The organism is Mycobacterium novum (assembly GCF_010726505.1).
Taxonomy (GTDB): domain Bacteria; phylum Actinomycetota; class Actinomycetes; order Mycobacteriales; family Mycobacteriaceae; genus Mycobacterium; species Mycobacterium algericum.
The window spans coordinates 1,465,475-1,479,091 of the sequence record NZ_AP022562.1 but is presented as its reverse complement, the minus strand read 5'-3'; the positions used below and the strand labels follow the sequence as shown (position 1 = coordinate 1,479,091).

The window sequence follows — 13,617 nt, the reverse complement described above, 5'->3', positions numbered from 1 at the left end:
GTGTCATCGGAGCCGGGCAGATGGGCGCCGGCATCGCCGAGGTGTCGGCGCGCGCCGGCGTCGGCGTCAAGGTCTTCGAAACCACCGACGCACTGGTCACCGCCGGCCGCAACCGGATCGTCAAGTCGCTGGAGCGCGGGGTGAGCGCGGGTAAGATCACCGAACGCGAGCGCGACGACGCCGTCGGCAACCTGACCTTCACCACCGACCTGGGCGAGCTCGCCGACCGGCAGCTGGTCATCGAGGCCGTCATCGAAGACGACACCGTGAAGTCCAAGATCTTCGCCGAACTGGACCGGGTGATCACCGACCCGGACGCGGTGCTGGCGTCGAACACCTCCTCCATTCCGATCATGAAGATCGCCGCGGCGACGGCGAACCCGCAGCGGGTGCTGGGCCTGCACTTCTTCAACCCGGTGCCGGTGCTGCCGCTGGTCGAACTGGTCAGCACGCTGGTCACCGACACCGCCGCCGCCGCCCGCACCGAGCAGTTCGCCAGCGCGGTGCTGGGCAAGCAGGTGGTGCGCTGCTCGGACCGCTCCGGTTTCGTGGTGAACGCCCTGCTGGTGCCCTACCTGCTGTCGGCGGTGCGGATGCTCGAATCCGGCTTCGCCACCGTCGAGGACATCGACAAGGCCATCGTCGCCGGGCTGTCGCATCCGATGGGCCCGCTGCGGCTCTCCGACCTGGTCGGCCTGGACACCCTCAAGCTGATCGCGGACAAGATGTACGAGGAGTTCAAGGAGCCGCTCTACGCCGCGCCGCCGTTGCTGCTGCGCATGGTCGAGGCGGGTCAGCTCGGCAAGAAGTCCGGCCGGGGCTTCTACACCTACTGACCTACTGAGCCCGGGCCGCCCGGCGCCAGGGCAGCATCGGCGACGGATGCGGGCCGGCGTTGAACTTCTCCAGCGATCCGCCCACCTCGACGATGCCGCACAGCGCATTCCAGCTCAGCATCGTCAGATAATCGATCAGGTCGTCGGCGCTCATCCGCGGATCCAGCAGCCACGAGTGGGTGGCCAACTGCACCCCGCCGACGATCATGTACGCCCACGGCTCGACGCCGCTGGTCTCCATGCCGACCGCGGTCATCCGGCGGCGCAGCATCACCGCGAGCATCCGGGCGATGATGCGCTCGGAGTCGGCGATCACCTTGCTCTTACTGGCGGAGCTGTTGGCCATCACGAATCGGTACGGCTCGGGCTCGTTGGCCACGGTCTGCACGTACACCCGGATGATCTCGCGGACCAGGTCGAAGCCGTCGAGATTCGCCGACAGCGCAGCCGCCATGTTGGGGATGAGCGTGGTCTGCGCGAAGCGCATCATCACCGCGGTGGTCAGGTCGTTCTTGTCGACGAAATAGCGGTAGAGCACCGTCTTGGACACCCCGATCTCGGCGGCGATCTCGTCCATGCTCACGTACCGGCCCCGGCGCCGGATCGCCTCGATCGTGCCGTCGATCAGGTCGTTTCGGCGGTCGACCTTGTGTTGATGCCAACGCCGCTTTCGACCATCGGTCTTGGCGGTGCCGGCCCTAGGCTGCTCTGCCACTATCGCGGATTCCCATTCACTAGACGTATTAGATAATACGGCGCGGTCCAGCAAACTTCGTGGGCCGGTAACAGTTACCGGCGGTTTAGCGAGGCTCGCCGGAGGTGAGGCGAAGCTGGAACTGCCGCATATACCGAGCGGCAAAGATGGCGGATGATGGTGGGGTGGTGCATCGAGAGAACCGCCCGACGTGGCCGGGTGCTGCACGGACCGTGCAGTCGCTGGCAGAGTCCTTCGCAGATGCCGATCCGGTCGCCGACGCGGTACGGCTGCGCGATCTGCGCCGGATGAAGGTGGTCGCGCTGAGCTTCCTGCTCGGCGCGACCGTCGTCTTCCTGCTGTGCCGGTGGGCGCAGGCAGACAGTGCTGCTCACGGCGGGGTCGGGCCGTGGGTCGGTTATGTCGGTGCCGCCGCCGAGGCCGGCATGGTGGGCGCGCTGGCCGACTGGTTCGCGGTCACCGCGCTGTTCAAGCACCCGCTGGGAATTCCGATCCCGCACACCGCGATCATCAAACGCAAGAAGGACCAACTCGGTGAGGGTCTGGGCACCTTCGTGCGGGAGAACTTCCTGTCACCGCCGGTGGTGGAGACCAAGCTGCGCGACGCCCAGGTCGCCGGACGGCTGGGCAAGTGGCTCTCGGAGCAGACGCACGCCGAGCGGGTGGCCGCCGAGACCGCGACCGTATTGCGGGTGCTCGTCGAACTGCTGCGAGACGAAGAGGTCGCATACGTCATCGACCGGATGATCGTGCGGCGCATCGCCGAGCCGCAGTGGGGTCCGCCGGTCGGCCGGATGCTGGGCACCCTGCTCGCCGAGCATCGCCAGGAGGCGTTGATCCAATTGCTGGCCGACCGGGCCTTCCAGTGGTCGCTCAACGCCGGCGAAGTCATCCAGCGGGTGGTCGAGCGCGACTCGCCCACCTGGTCGCCGCGGTTCGTCGACCACCTGGTCGGCGACCGGATCCACCGCGAGTTGATGGACTTCACCGACAAGGTGCGCCGCAACCCCGACCACGAACTGCGCCGCAACGCGACCCGGTTCCTGTTCGAGTTCGCCAACGACCTGCAGTACGACGCCGCCACCATCGCCAAAGCGGACTCGGTCAAGGACCAGGTGATGGCGCGCGAAGAGGTCGCCAAAGCGGCGGCGACGGCGTGGGCGACCCTCAAGCGGTACGTGCTCGAGGGGGTCGACGACCCGACGGGCGCGCTGCGCACCCGCGTCGCCGCCGCGGTGGTGCAGATCGGTGAGTCGCTGCGGGACGACGTCGAGTTGCGCGACAAAGTGGACAACTGGATCGTCCGGGCCGCGCAGCACCTGGTCGCCCAATACGGGGTGGAGATCACCGCGATCATCACCGAAACCATCGAGCGCTGGGACGCCGCGGAGGCCAGTCGGCGCATCGAACTGCATGTCGGGCGTGACCTGCAATTCATTCGGATCAACGGAACCGTCGTGGGTGCGCTGGCGGGGCTGGGGATCTACGCCATAGCTCAACTTATGTTCTGACCTGCGCTAGCAGGTGCTTGCAAAAGTTAGCACTAGGCCGTATCGTGGCATTTGTCAGCAGTCGTAAGTCCACGAAAGGGGTCACCGGTGTCGCAGGATGACAAACTCGCCGCAGTCGTCTCCACGGCCGCGGCGGACATCGGCAGCTTCATCCGGGCGCAGCGCGAAGCCGCGCAGGTGTCCATGCGGCAGCTGGCCGACAAGGCCGGCGTCAGCAATCCCTACCTCAGCCAGATCGAGCGCGGGTTGCGCAAGCCCTCCGCTGACGTCCTCAATCAGATCGCCAAGGCCCTGCGGGTCTCCGCCGAGGTGCTCTACATCCGGGCGGGAATCCTGGAGCCCAGCGAGAAGAGCGAGGTCCGCGACGCCGTCATTTCGGACGCGGCGATCACGGAACGGCAAAAGCAGGTTCTGCTCGACATCTACACCTCCTTCGTCCAGCAGAACGAAGCCGACGGTGAGGAGACGACACCTGCCTGATCATCCTTCGTCCTCCTGACCGACAAACCAGAAACCCAACCGAAAGGAAACAGACATGGCCGAGAACCCGAACATCGACGAACTGAAGGCCCCGCTGCTCGCCGCGATCGGCGCCGCCGACCTGGCCCTGGCTACCGTGACCGACCTCGTCGCCACCCTGCGCGAGCGCGCCGGTGAGGCCCGCGAGGACGCCACCACCCGCGTCGAGGAGAGCCGTGCCCGCCTGACCAAGCTGCAGGAGGAGCTGCCCGAGCAGTTCGCCGAGCTGCGCGAGCGCTTCACCGCCGACGAGCTGCGCAGGGCCGCCGAGGGCTACGCGGAGGCCGCCAGCGGCCGGTACAGCGACCTGGTGGCGCGCGGTGAGGCCGCCCTGGTGCGGCTGCGCAACCAGTCCGGCCTCGATGACGCCTCGGCGCAGGTGGAGGGTTACGTCGACCAGGCTGTCGAGCTGACCCAGGAGGTGCTGGGCAACGTCGCGACCCAGACCCGCGAGGTCGGCGAGCGCGCTGCCAAGCTGGTCGGCATCGAGCTGCCGCAGAAGGAGGAGGCCAAGACGGCTTCCCCGGCCAAGAAGGCTCCCGCCAAGAAGGCCCCGGCCAAGAAGGCTTCTGCCTCTGCAGCCAAGAAGGCCTCCCCGGCCAAGAAGGCTCCGGCAAAGAAGGTCACCCAGAAGTAAACGCAGTTCGACGTCCCGGACGGTACCCGCCTAGGCTTGCAGCGTGGTCGCTATGAGCCTGGTGGGTACCGTCCTTGGCGTTTTGCAGCTTGTCGTGTTCGCGACCGCGGTGTACGCGTTCGTCCACGCGGCGATGCAGCGTGCCGATGCCTACACCGCCGCCGACAAGCTCACCAAGCCGGTATGGCTGGTGATCCTGGGAGTGTGCGGACTGTTGGCCCTGGTGCTGCAGGTGATGGGCATGGCGATCGCCGCCTGCGCGGCCGGGGTCTACCTGGTCGATGTGCGGCCCCGATTGCTCGAGGTTCAAGGCAAGTCTCACTAACGCCGATGTTGCGTTCGATCCTGTTCGCGGCCCTGGCGGCCGCACTGGTCGTTGCGGCGCCGGCCGCCGCCGACACCGGCTTCGTCGACCGCACCGAGTGGGTGAGTTACTCGGGCGGGTCGGGACTGGCCAGCCTGCGGGTGTATCCGACGCCGGCCGGCCGGGCCGCGGCGGCGCGGGTGGACGCCGCCGCCGAGGGGGAGCAGGCCTGGCGCGAAGTGCTCGCCGCCGCCCCCGATGCCGACACCGTCAGCATGCGCGACCAATTCCGCTGCCACTGGAACTATGCCGAGTTCGCCCGGCCCGGCAAGACCAGTTGGAACCTGGAGCCGTGGCGGCCCGTCGTCGACGGCGTGACGATGCTCGAATCCGGCTGTAACCCCGGCGCCGAGGAAGAGGCCTTCTGATGTCTGCTCAGCGCTGGGACCGCGCCCGGGTGGCCGAACTGGTCGACCACACCCTGCTCAAGCCCGAAGCCACCACCCAGCAGGTCGTCGCCCTCGTCGCCGAAGCCGCCGAACTCGGTGTCGCCGCGGTGTGCGTCTCGCCGTCGATGGTGGCCATCGCCGCGGCGGCCAACCCGGCCGGCGTCCGGATCGCCGCGGTCGCGGGCTTCCCGTCCGGCAAGCATCTGCCGGTGGTCAAAGCGCAGGACGCGGCGTTGGCCGTGGCGGCCGGGGCGGCCGAGATCGACATGGTCATCGACGTCGGCGCGGCGGTGGCGGGCGATTTCGCCGCGGTGGGCGCCGACGTCGGCACGGTGCGGGCCGCCGCGCCCGACGCCGTGCTCAAGGTGATCGTGGAGTCCGCAGCGCTGTTGGAGTTGGCCGGTGAGGCCACGCTGGTTGCCGCCTGCCGTGCCGCCGCAGACGCCGGCGCGGATTTCGTCAAGACCTCCACCGGGTTTCACCCGACCGGCGGGGCGTCGGTGCGCGCGGTGAGGCTGATGGCCGACACCGTCGGCGGCAGCCTCGGCGTCAAGGCCAGCGGGGGCATCCGCAGCGCCGACGATGCGCTCGCGATGCTGGATGCCGGGGCGACCCGGCTGGGACTGTCGAGCACCCGGGCGGTGCTCGACGGGCTGGGCTAACGGCGTTCGCAAGCGCGGCGGGGCCGGGCGCAGCGGGACGCCGTAATCAGGCCAGCGCTTACAGCCTCGCGAAGCACTGACTCGACGACGACGCCGGGATGGTGGCGTTCCGCGTCGAAAACTTCACCACCACACCGGAATCGGTGACCTGCGAGCTATCGATGTGGATCCCCAGCGGCAGGTCGCCGGTCACCTTGCCGGTGAGGTCATCGAGGTTGCGCTGCACGGTCTCGCTGTCCAGATCCTTGCCCAGCGCCTCCAGATCCACCACCTCCAGGTGCAACCCGTTGTCGACGATCTGCGGCTTGACGGTGGCGCGGTTGAGCAGGCCCTTGAGCTCGACGGTGCCGGCGGCCGGGTCGGTGCTGACCTTGCCGGTGACGATGCTGCCAATCACCGGGACCACATCCTGAATCGACTGCTTGATGCCGTCCGCCGGCCAGGTGATGGTGCCGTCCAGCGACCCGATGGTGCCTTTGGAATCAGCGCTCTTCTGCACGTGGACGTCGCGGATGTCCAGGTCCAGCTGCATGCCCTTGGCTTTGCGGATCTGGTTGCCGGCGGTCTGCACCGAGATGTGCGGGTAGTCGCCCCGCAAGTACTGGGCCAGCACCGGCGGATCGGAGGCGAACGACACCGTGGCGCTGTCGTCCGCTTCGCACTGGACCGCGTCTGCGACCAGGCTCTTGGCCCGGTGTGTCGCATAGGCCTGTCCGCCGAACAGCGCGACCACCGCCAGTACCAGCAGCACTGTCAGTGCCAGCAGCACTGCCGGCAGGCCGGTGAACCGATGCTTGGGATTGGCTGCCCCGGATGTGCTCATCACTGCAGGTTACAGGTGGGCAAAGCAGGGGTCGTCGCTCCGCGGGATGGCGGCGTCACGGCTGGAGAACCGCGCCACCACGCCGGTGTCGGTGACCTGGATGCTGTCGGCCCGCACGCCGAGCGGGTAACGCTTCGTCAGTTCCCGGGCGAATCGGTCCAGCTCCGGCTGGATCGATTCGCGCGGCAGGGTCAGCGCGCCCAGGCCGGTGAGTTTCTGCACCTTCAGCGACAGGCCACCGTTGACCACCTCGGGCTTGACCACGACGGTGGCCAGGCCGAACGCGCCCTTGAGCTCCACGGTGCCATCCTGGGCGTTGGTCTTCAGGTCCGAGACCAGGTTGCCCAGCAGCGGGACCATCGACTGGACGGTCTCCTTGATACCGGCGGACGGCCAGGTCAGGGTGGCGTCCAGGGCGCCGATGGTGCCCTTGGAGTCGCCGGTGCCGTGCAGGTCGACGTCGGAGATGTTCAGGTCGGCCGTCATCTGCTTGGCGTCCTTGACCTGGTTGCCCGCGGTGCGAATGGAGATGTTGGTGTAGTTGCCGGTGAAGTGCTGCCACAGGAACGGCGGCGTCACCCCGAACGACACCGTGGCCTTGTCGTGCACCACGCACTCGGTGGCCTTGGCGACCTTGTTGTCGGCGATCCGGCGGGCGATCAGTTCCGCGCCGATCAAACCGGCCAGTGCCAGCGCGATCACCGTCACGAAGATCAGGACCAGGGCCAGCGGATCGCGCAGCAACCGGGCCGGCCGGTGACCGCCGGCCGGCGTCTTGATGACGGTGGTGGGCGCCTCACCGGCCGGTGGCGGTGAGACCGGCGACGCGGCCGGCGGCGGGCCCGGTGGCGGCGGCGCGGGTGCCGCGGGCGCGCTGGGAATCCGGGTGGTGGGTTCGTCACGCTGCCCGCCGACCGGCATCTGCCGGGTCGGTGACGCGGACGGCTCCGGCGGGGGCGGGGGTTTGCCCTGGCCGGGCTGCTGACCGGGCTGGCCGCTGGGGCGCGCCCAAGGTGACTGGTCGCCGTGGGGAGGTCCGGGCGGATTGCTCACCCGCGCGATTCTGCCTTACCGACCTGAACGAAGTCGGCACGGTTGCTCAGCACGGCCAGCGTTCGGCGCGCCGTGGTGACCACGTCGAGGTCGATGTCGCAGACCAGCAGTTGCGGGGCCGCCTCGGCCGACGCCACCGCCTCACCCCACGGGGAGGCGACCAGGCTGTGACCCACCCCGGTCGGTGCGCCCGACGAGGTCGCCGGCCCGGCGGTGCCGGGGTCGGCCTGCCCGACGGCGGCGACGTAGCTGGTCGAGTCCAGCGCCCGGGCGCACGCCAGCAGTTCCCACTGCCGTAGCTTCCCCGGCCCCGCGCCCCACGACGCGCACACCGCGATCAGCTGCGCACCGCGGTCGGCGAGTTCGGTGTACAGCACCGGGAACCGGATGTCATAGCAGGTGGACAGGCCGACGCCCACGCCCTCGACATCGATCACCACCGGATCGAACCCCGGTGCGACCGTGCGTGATTCGGTGAAACCGAACGCGTCGTACAGGTGAACCTTGTGATAGTGCGAGTCGATTCCGGGCCCGGTGGCCAGCAGCGTGTTTCTGACCCGCCCGTCGTCGGCCGGGGTGAACATCCCCGCGATGACGGTCACGCCGGCCCGGTCGGCGATCTCGCGCACCCCGGTCGCCCAGGGCCCGTCGAGCGGTTCGGCGACCGGGCCCAGCGGCACTCCGAACCGGCACATCGCGGCTTCCGGGAACACCACCAGCTGCGCGCCCTGTCCGGCGGCGCGCTCGGTGTAGTCGGCCACCAGCTCCAGGTTGGCGGCCGGGTCGGTGCCGCTCAGAATCTGCGCACACGCAATCCGCATGGCGCCAGCTTATTCCGCCCGGGGCGCGCCGCCCTGGCGCAGCCACGTCGAGGTGAACCGTTGCTCGGCGGCCACCAGCTCGGCCAGCTGGGCGCCGATGAAGCTTTCGATCTTGCCGCCCACCAGCGGGATGTCGACCTGCACCGTCGCGGTCAGCGTCAGCTCACAGCCCCCTCCGGCCGGTTCGAGGGCCGCCTCCCCGGACAGCTTGGCCGGCGCGCCGACGATCTTGCCGGTGACCTCCGCGCGCGCCCTGCCGTCACGTACCGGGCGCCACATCTCGTGGCGTGTCACATTCAGGTTGCCGGGGTGGAACTGCGCCGCCAGCGCGGGCAGCTTGTCCCGGTGAATGCCCTGCGTGGTGACCACGTCGACGCCGCCGTCGGCGTCGACGGCCATCGACTCCAGCGCCACCGTGTCGGCGCCGGAATCGGCGAGTCGGGCCAGCCAGTACCGCTCCTCGGCGAATGCGGCATACACCAGTTCGACGCCCGCCGGATACTGCGCGGAGAGCGTGAATGTACGCGGCATAGCTGGTCACGCTACCGTTACCGGCCGTGGCGGGTTCCGAGTTCGCGGGCGCGCGTGTCGCCGAGGCGGTGCCGTTGGCGCCGTTGACCACCCTGCGAGTCGGGCCGGTCGCCCGACGCGTCATCAGCTGCGCCGATACCGAGCAGATCGTGGCGACCTTGGCCGCCCTGGACCGCGACGGCGGCCGCCCGCTGCTGCTGTCCGGCGGCTCCAATGTGGTGATCGCCGACGACCTGACCGACCTGACCGTGGTGCTGCTGGCCAGCGACGGCATCGAGATCGAGGGCAATCTGCTGCGGGCCCAGGCCGGCGCGATCTGGGACGACGTGGTCGCCGCCGCGGTCGCCGCCGGGCTGGGAGGCCTGGAGTGCCTGTCGGGTATCCCCGGATCTGCCGGGGCGACCCCGGTGCAGAACGTCGGGGCCTACGGCGCGGAGGTCGCCGACACCTTGACCCGGGTGCTGTTGCTGGACCGCAGTACCGGCATCGTGCGCTGGACACCGCCCGCGGAGTTGAACTTCGGCTACCGCACCAGCGTGCTGAAGCACTCGGATGCCGCCGTGGTGCTGGAGGTGGAATTCGAGCTCGATCCCGCCGGGCGCAGCGCGCCGCTGCGCTACGGCGAGCTGGCCACCGCGTTGGGCGCCGGCGACGGCGACCGGGCCGACCCGGCCGCGGTACGTGCCGCGGTGCTTGCGCTGCGGTCCGCCAAAGGCATGGTGCTTGACGCGGCTGACCACGACACCTGGAGTGTGGGCTCGTTCTTCACCAACCCCGTTGTGCCCCATGATTCCTACCGTCAGATCGCTGAATCTCAGGCCGGCCCGGTTCCGCACTGGGACGCGCCCGGCGGGGTGAAGCTGGCGGCCGGCTGGCTGGTGGAGCGCGCCGGATTCGGCAAGGGCTATCCGGGCGAGGGCGCGGTCGCCCGATTGTCCAGCAAGCATGCGCTGGCGCTGACCAACCGGGGCGGGGCCACCACCGGCGACGTGCTGAGCCTGGCGCGCACCGTGCGCGACGGGGTCCACGACACGTTCGGCATCATCTTGCACCCGGAGCCGGTGCTGGTGGGTTGCGCGCTGTAACCAACATCGCAGGTGGTCAGGCGGTCCCGGCCGGTATCTTGGGATGGCGTGAACGTGACCCGGCGGAAGGCTCTGGCTGCGCTGGCGGCCGGTGTGCTGGCGCCGCAGGCGTTGGCGGGTTGTTTCGGCCGGGCCGGCAACAGCGCCGATAACGCGCCGCCGGCGGCGCCCGCCCTGTCCTTCGAGCCCCCCGTCGGCCAGACCGAGGTGCTGCCGACGGCCGAGATCACCGTCACGGTCTCCGACGGCTGGTTCCAGCGGGCGGCACTGACCAGCCCGGCGGGCAAGGTGCTGTCCGGAACCTTCAACCGGGACCGCACCCGCTACACCGTCACCGAGCCGTTGGGCTATGACGCCGTCTACACCTGGAGTGGGTCGGTGGTGGGCCACGACGGCAACGCCGTGCCGGTCGCCGGCACGGTCACCACGGTGACCCCGAGTGCGATCATCGACGGCGGCTTCCAGTTGGCCGACGGGCAGACGGTCGGCGTCGCGGCGCCGGTAATCCTGCAGTTCGACGGGCCGATCAGCGACAAGGCGGCCGTCGAGCGGGCCCTGACCATCACCACCGAGCCGCCGGTGGAGGGCAGCTGGGCCTGGCTGCCCGACGAGGTGCAGGGCGCCCGGGTGCACTGGCGCAGCCGCGACTACTTCCCGGCCGGCACCACGGTCAACGTCGACGCCAAGCTCTACGGCCTGGCGTTCGGCGACGGCGCCTACGGCGCCCAGGACATGTCGCTGCAATTCTCGATCGGACGGCGCCAGGTGGTGAAGGCCGAAATCTCCTCGCACCGTATCCGGGTGGAGCGCGACGAGGGCGTCATCATGGATTTCCCGTGCAGCTACGGCGAAGGCGACCAGGCCCGCAACGTCACGCGCAACGGCATCCACGTGGTCACCGAGAAATACGCCGACTTCTACATGTCCAACCCGGCCGCCGGCTACCACAACATCCATGAGCGGTGGGCGGTCCGGATCTCCAACAACGGCGAGTTCATTCACGCCAACCCGGCCAGCGCGGGCGCCCAGGGCAACACCAACGTCACCAACGGGTGCATCAACTTGTCGACCGAGGACGCCGAGCAGTACTTCCACAGCGCCATCTACGGCGACCCGGTCGAGGTGACCGGCAGTTCGATCCAGCTGTCCTACGCCGACGGTGACATCTGGGACTGGGCGGTGGATTGGGACACCTGGCGGTCGATGTCGGCGCTGCAGGCGGATTCGCCGGCGCCGGCGTCACCGCGGACCTCACTGCCCAGCACCGCGCCGGCCACCCCGACCGATGCACCAACCCTGTCGGGCACCCCCGAGACGCCGTCGCCTACTCGGCCCGGCGGGTAGCCCGGGTTGCCGAGGCCTGGTCGCGGGGGCGGATCACGATCTGGTCGAGGTCGACGTGCGGGGGCCGGGAGGCCACAAAACCGATCACCTCGGCGATGTCGGTCGCGGTCAGCGGGGTCAGCCCGGCATATACCGCGTCGGCGCGCTCGCGATCACCGTCGAAGCGCACCAGCGAGAACTCGGTGTCCACCATGCCGGGGGCGATCTCGGTGAGCCGCACCGGTTTTCCCAACAGTTCGCCGCGTAGCGTGCGGTGCAGCGCACTCTGGGCGTGTTTGGCGGCGGTGTAGCCGGCGCCGCCGTCGTAGATCTCGAATGCCGCGATCGAGGTGACGGTGACGATCAGGCCGTCGCCGGAGTCGATCAGTTTCGGTAGCAGTGCGCGCGTCACCTGCAGCGTGCCCAGTACGTTGGTCTCCCACATCCACCGCCAGTGCTCGAGGTCCGCCTCGCTGACCGGGGCCAGGCCCAGGGCGCCGCCGGCGTTGTTGACCAGCACGTTGATCGAGCCCGAGAGCGAGTCGCAGACCCGGTCGCACTCCTCGGCCAGCGCGGCGACCGCGGCCTGATCGGCGACGTCGGCAACGACCGCGGTACCGCCGATCTGCTGCGCCAACGCGGTGATCCGGTCGGCGCGGCGGGCCACGGCGATCACGTGAAAGCCTTGCCCGGCAAGGGTTCTCGCGGTCGCCTCGCCGATCCCCGAGCTCGCTCCGGTGACCACGGCGATTCGTTGCGCGGCGTGCTGATGAGATTCCGTCATTGCTCCAACTTTAGGAGCTGCGTGGGAACACTTGGAATTTGCCAATCCGTCAATAACAGTGCCGTCGGCCCGCCGTGGGCGATCGTGATACATTTTCCGGCTATGTACCGCAGTGCCCGCTATCTGACAGCGGTCTGTTCGCTCGCCCACGGCGCGTGTTGTCGCCGCGCATGTTGCTGCGCTTGACCTGCTGCGAGTAGCGCTCCTTGGAGGAGAGAGTTCGCCGGGTCTCAGCTGCAGCCAGCCCCCATCGGACTCTTGTAGACAAGGACCACAGCGTGCGCACCTCCCTCACCTCCGTCTCTCATCACCGCCTCCGCTCGCATCCGCGCGTGGTGGCTCCGTCGCTGCACTTGCCGGACACCGCCGGCGCCGCGGTTTTCGCCGCCGTCCGCCAGGGCGGCCCGATCGCGCGCGAGGCCATCGCCGGTGCCACCTCACTGAGCGTCGCCACCGTCAATCGCCAGGTCAGTGCATTGCTGGAGGCCGGGCTGCTGCTTGAGCGCGCCGACCTGGCGACCTCCGGGGCGATCGGACGACCGCGCCGGCCGGTGGTGGTCAATCACGAGCCGTTCCTGGCGCTGGGCCTGCACATCGGGGCGAAGACAACCAGCATCGTGGCCACCGACCTGCTGGGCCGCACCCTCGACGTCGTCGAGATCCCCACCCCGGCCAACGGCGCGGCGCCGGCGCTGGCGTCACTGGCCGCCAGTGCCCGCCGGTATCTGACCCGCTGGGGCAAGCGCCGGCCGTTGTGGGTCGGGGTGGCGACCGGTGGGGCGGTGGACCGCGCCACCGGCTACGTCGATCACCCGAGGCTGGGCTGGACGGCCGCACCGGTCGGGCCGGTGCTGGCCGAGGAACTGCGCCTGCCGGTGTCGGTGGCCTCGCACGTCGACGCGATGGCCGGCGCCGAATTGCTGCTGGGGGTGCGGCGCCCGGTGGCGGACAGCTCCACCAGCCTCTACGTGTACGCGCGTGAGACGGTCGGCTACGCACTGGTGATCGGCGGCCGGGTGCACAGCCCGGCCAGTGGTCCGGGCACCATCGCCGGCCTGCCGGTGTCCTCGGAGTTGCTCGGTGGCTCCGGGCAGCTGGAATCCACCGTCAGCGACGAGGCGGTGCTGGCCGCGGCCCGTCGGCTGCGGATCCTGCCCGGCGGAACCGGCGCCGCGTCGGCCGCGGTGACCGGCCTGGTGCGGGAGGCGCGGGCCGGCGACGAGCGGGCGACCGCGCTGCTGACCGAACGGGCCCGGGCGCTCGGCGAGGCCGTGGCGTTGCTGCGCGACGTTCTCAACCCGGACGACCTGGTGGTCGGGGGCCAGGGCTTCACCGAATACCCGGAAGGCATCGCCGAGGTGGAGCGGGCCGTCGCGGAGCGATCGGTGCTGTCGGGACGCACCATCCGCGTCACCGCGTTCGGCAACCGGGTCCAGGAAGCCGGCGCCGGTACGGTGTCGCTGGGCGGGCTGTATGCCGATCCGGTCGGCGCGATGCGCCGCTCGCGTGGACCCGCCGTACCGGCGGTCCCGGAAGTGCCCGCCTGAGCAGAACTGTAAAGATG

General features: G+C 69.6%; 16 protein-coding genes. 10 read left to right on the top strand and 6 right to left on the bottom strand.

Going from position 1 to position 13,617, the window contains the following annotated elements:
- Positions 1 to 20 precede the first annotated feature (20 nt).
- Positions 21 to 836 (top strand): 3-hydroxybutyryl-CoA dehydrogenase, encoded by an 816-nt coding sequence (locus tag G6N19_RS06775; protein WP_232062667.1) that lies wholly within the window; start codon positions 21 to 23, stop codon positions 834 to 836.
- Position 837: 1 nt separating this feature from the next.
- Here G6N19_RS06775 and G6N19_RS06770 read toward each other — a convergent pair whose 3' ends face one another.
- Positions 838 to 1,551 (bottom strand): TetR/AcrR family transcriptional regulator, encoded by a 714-nt coding sequence (locus tag G6N19_RS06770; RefSeq protein ID WP_083037759.1) that lies wholly within the window; start codon positions 1,549 to 1,551, stop codon positions 838 to 840.
- A 146-nt stretch (positions 1,552 to 1,697) separates the two neighbouring features.
- Between G6N19_RS06770 and G6N19_RS06765 the strand changes: the two genes are divergently transcribed.
- The 6 genes from G6N19_RS06765 to deoC all read left to right on the top strand — a co-directional run bounded on the left by G6N19_RS06765 (position 1,698) and on the right by deoC (position 5,633).
- A complete protein-coding gene (locus tag G6N19_RS06765; RefSeq protein WP_232062556.1) occupies positions 1,698 to 3,062 on the top strand; it encodes a DUF445 domain-containing protein in 1,365 nt (454 codons plus the stop codon).
- Positions 3,063 to 3,149: 87 nt separating this feature from the next.
- Complete coding sequence (locus tag G6N19_RS06760) at positions 3,150 to 3,542, top strand: helix-turn-helix domain-containing protein (RefSeq protein ID WP_013827404.1); 393 nt, start codon at positions 3,150 to 3,152, stop codon at positions 3,540 to 3,542.
- Between the two features lie 55 nt (positions 3,543 to 3,597).
- Positions 3,598 to 4,218, top strand: a complete 621-nt coding sequence (locus tag G6N19_RS06755; RefSeq protein ID WP_013827405.1) for a hypothetical protein — start codon at positions 3,598 to 3,600, stop codon at positions 4,216 to 4,218.
- Between the two features lie 52 nt (positions 4,219 to 4,270).
- Positions 4,271 to 4,543: a DUF2516 family protein gene (locus G6N19_RS06750; protein ID WP_041316890.1), complete on the top strand. Its 273-nt coding sequence runs from the start codon at positions 4,271 to 4,273 to the stop codon at positions 4,541 to 4,543.
- 5 nt (positions 4,544 to 4,548) lie between these two features.
- Positions 4,549 to 4,950 carry a DUF2599 domain-containing protein gene (locus G6N19_RS06745; protein WP_193466035.1) on the top strand — a complete coding sequence of 134 codons (402 nt, stop codon included), beginning with the start codon at positions 4,549 to 4,551 and terminating at the stop codon, positions 4,948 to 4,950.
- Positions 4,950 to 5,633: a deoxyribose-phosphate aldolase gene (gene deoC / locus G6N19_RS06740; RefSeq protein ID WP_193466034.1), complete on the top strand. Its 684-nt coding sequence runs from the start codon at positions 4,950 to 4,952 to the stop codon at positions 5,631 to 5,633. Before G6N19_RS06745 ends, deoC begins: the two co-directional genes overlap by 1 nt.
- A gap of 58 nt (positions 5,634 to 5,691) precedes the next feature.
- On the opposite strand, the gene G6N19_RS06735 is transcribed toward deoC, so the two are convergent.
- The 4 genes from G6N19_RS06735 to G6N19_RS06720 are packed head-to-tail and all read right to left on the bottom strand — an operon-like array spanning position 5,692 to position 8,861.
- Positions 5,692 to 6,456 carry an LmeA family phospholipid-binding protein gene (locus tag G6N19_RS06735; protein WP_049792824.1) on the bottom strand — a complete coding sequence of 255 codons (765 nt, stop codon included), beginning with the start codon at positions 6,454 to 6,456 and terminating at the stop codon, positions 5,692 to 5,694.
- 9 nt (positions 6,457 to 6,465) lie between these two features.
- A complete protein-coding gene (locus tag G6N19_RS06730) occupies positions 6,466 to 7,509 on the bottom strand; it encodes an LmeA family phospholipid-binding protein (protein WP_232062554.1) in 1,044 nt (347 codons plus the stop codon).
- Complete coding sequence (locus G6N19_RS06725; RefSeq protein WP_193466033.1) at positions 7,506 to 8,330, bottom strand: carbon-nitrogen hydrolase family protein; 825 nt, start codon at positions 8,328 to 8,330, stop codon at positions 7,506 to 7,508. The genes G6N19_RS06730 and G6N19_RS06725 overlap by 4 nt, the downstream gene beginning before the upstream one ends.
- A 9-nt stretch (positions 8,331 to 8,339) precedes the next feature.
- Positions 8,340 to 8,861, bottom strand: coding sequence for a DUF2505 domain-containing protein (locus tag G6N19_RS06720; protein WP_193466032.1), 522 nt, complete (start codon positions 8,859 to 8,861; stop codon positions 8,340 to 8,342).
- A 26-nt stretch (positions 8,862 to 8,887) separates the two neighbouring features.
- On the opposite strand from G6N19_RS06720, the gene G6N19_RS06715 reads away from it, so the two are divergent.
- Both G6N19_RS06715 and G6N19_RS06710 read left to right on the top strand, forming a co-directional pair.
- Positions 8,888 to 9,946 carry a UDP-N-acetylmuramate dehydrogenase gene (locus G6N19_RS06715; protein WP_083037750.1) on the top strand — a complete coding sequence of 353 codons (1,059 nt, stop codon included), beginning with the start codon at positions 8,888 to 8,890 and terminating at the stop codon, positions 9,944 to 9,946.
- A gap of 12 nt (positions 9,947 to 9,958) precedes the next feature.
- Positions 9,959 to 11,290 carry a L,D-transpeptidase gene (locus tag G6N19_RS06710; RefSeq protein ID WP_232062552.1) on the top strand — a complete coding sequence of 444 codons (1,332 nt, stop codon included), beginning with the start codon at positions 9,959 to 9,961 and terminating at the stop codon, positions 11,288 to 11,290.
- Here G6N19_RS06710 and G6N19_RS06705 read toward each other — a convergent pair.
- On the bottom strand, positions 11,271 to 12,053 hold the full coding sequence (locus tag G6N19_RS06705) for an SDR family NAD(P)-dependent oxidoreductase (RefSeq protein ID WP_193466030.1): 783 nt from the start codon (positions 12,051 to 12,053) through the stop codon (positions 11,271 to 11,273). The two genes, G6N19_RS06710 and G6N19_RS06705, sit on opposite strands and share 20 nt — an antisense overlap.
- A 278-nt stretch (positions 12,054 to 12,331) precedes the next feature.
- Here G6N19_RS06705 and G6N19_RS06700 point away from each other — a divergent pair, with 278 nt between their 5' ends.
- A complete protein-coding gene (locus tag G6N19_RS06700) occupies positions 12,332 to 13,600 on the top strand; it encodes an ROK family protein (RefSeq protein WP_049792826.1) in 1,269 nt (422 codons plus the stop codon).
- Positions 13,601 to 13,617: the final 17 nt, after the last annotated feature.

Coding starts and splice junctions, on each gene's coding strand:
- G6N19_RS06775 (WP_232062667.1), top strand. CDS start 21: ATGGGCGCCGGCATCGCCGAGGTGTCGGCGCGCGCCGGCGTCGGCGTC.
- G6N19_RS06765 (WP_232062556.1), top strand. CDS start 1,698: ATGGCGGATGATGGTGGGGTGGTGCATCGAGAGAACCGCCCGACGTGG.
- G6N19_RS06755 (WP_013827405.1), top strand. CDS start 3,598: ATGGCCGAGAACCCGAACATCGACGAACTGAAGGCCCCGCTGCTCGCC.
- G6N19_RS06750 (WP_041316890.1), top strand. CDS start 4,271: ATGAGCCTGGTGGGTACCGTCCTTGGCGTTTTGCAGCTTGTCGTGTTC.
- G6N19_RS06745 (WP_193466035.1), top strand. CDS start 4,549: ATGTTGCGTTCGATCCTGTTCGCGGCCCTGGCGGCCGCACTGGTCGTT.
- deoC (WP_193466034.1), top strand. CDS start 4,950: ATGTCTGCTCAGCGCTGGGACCGCGCCCGGGTGGCCGAACTGGTCGAC.
- G6N19_RS06735 (WP_049792824.1), bottom strand. CDS start 6,456: ATGAGCACATCCGGGGCAGCCAATCCCAAGCATCGGTTCACCGGCCTG.
- G6N19_RS06725 (WP_193466033.1), bottom strand. CDS start 8,330: ATGCGGATTGCGTGTGCGCAGATTCTGAGCGGCACCGACCCGGCCGCC.
- G6N19_RS06720 (WP_193466032.1), bottom strand. CDS start 8,861: ATGCCGCGTACATTCACGCTCTCCGCGCAGTATCCGGCGGGCGTCGAA.
- G6N19_RS06705 (WP_193466030.1), bottom strand. CDS start 12,053: ATGACGGAATCTCATCAGCACGCCGCGCAACGAATCGCCGTGGTCACC.